A 907-nucleotide genomic window follows, 5' to 3' on the forward strand; every position below is an offset into this window, starting at 1 on the left:
GGCGCCGGCTTTTAATTCGCCGGCCAGGTAAGCAGCGGCGTCATTCATCATACGGATATTGCCGAGCGGTATGTTGAGTTCAGCGGCAAGCAATTCCTTTACATTCAGTCCATACAGGTATTCGTATTTGTGCAGGCCGGTAATATAGCTGATACCCTTTTCGTAATCGAACGGGCCGGGCATGGCAATACCCACGCGGTCAATAGTGCTTCCATGCTTTTTGGCGCAGGCGCCTATGGTTTACCCCCAGGAACGGATGACATGCTCCATACTTTGCAAAGGATCTATTGCTCCCCGCACGCAGGTACCTTCAATGGTTTGTCCGGCGCAGGTATCAACCATGCAGGCAGTAATATGTGTGCCGCCAATATCAACTCCTGTAATCAAATTGTTCATTACTTTTTATTGATTTGCTTTTGAGGTATACATGCAGGAGGCAGCGCTGCCGTTCCCCATTGTTTGTTGGGCTTATCGCCCATCCACAATTCAAGAATGCCGCCTTTGGTAAAGGTATCATGACTGAACCAGAAATTATCCAGCGGCCGGCTGTTCAATTGCGCCGACTGTATATAACAGTTTGCGGCACTGTTGTTATAGGTTTTGATCACGAACTTTTCACCTTTGTAATAGCTCTTATCTAATGAAATGGTTATTTCGTCAAAAACCGGGGAAGTGATCTCATATACCGGGTGCTGCGCCTCGTTGCCCATGATGTCGAACAGGCCGATCGCCATCAAAGCGCTTACTGCTCCCATTTGACCCTGGTCTTCATCGTGCCCGCCGTAACCGAGATCGGGCGTTATGCCTCCGTAAGCCTGTTCTTTTACCCTGCGTACCCAGTATTGTGTAAGCCAGGGCTTACCGCCGTAGCTGAATACATGTGCGTTCGAGCATCCCGGCTGGTTGA

Annotated in this window: 3 protein-coding genes; all 3 read right to left on the reverse strand. The window is 49.6% G+C overall.

The genetic code is table 11. The features are described from left to right. The coding region (locus PLH26_RS15250) for a hypothetical protein (protein ID WP_324586893.1) at positions 1-195 on the reverse strand (195 nt) is incomplete at its 3' end. 45 nt (positions 196-240) lie between these two features. Next, positions 241-396 carry a hypothetical protein gene (locus tag PLH26_RS15255; RefSeq protein ID WP_324586894.1) on the reverse strand — a complete coding sequence of 52 codons (156 nt, stop codon included), beginning with the start codon at positions 394-396 and terminating at the stop codon, positions 241-243. Beyond that, a partial coding sequence (locus PLH26_RS15260; protein WP_324586895.1) for a glycoside hydrolase domain-containing protein occupies positions 396-907 on the reverse strand: 512 nt, incomplete at its 5' end. The genes PLH26_RS15255 and PLH26_RS15260, both read right to left, overlap by 1 nt.

The sequence above is a fragment of the Agriterribacter sp. genome (assembly GCF_035444585.1).
Classification (GTDB): Bacteria; Bacteroidota; Bacteroidia; order Chitinophagales; family Chitinophagaceae; genus Agriterribacter.

What these genes read in the sequence shown, in the direction of transcription:
- PLH26_RS15255 (WP_324586894.1), bottom strand. Translation starts at nt 396, where the DNA reads ATGAACAATTTGATTACAGGAGTTGATATTGGCGGCACACATATTACT.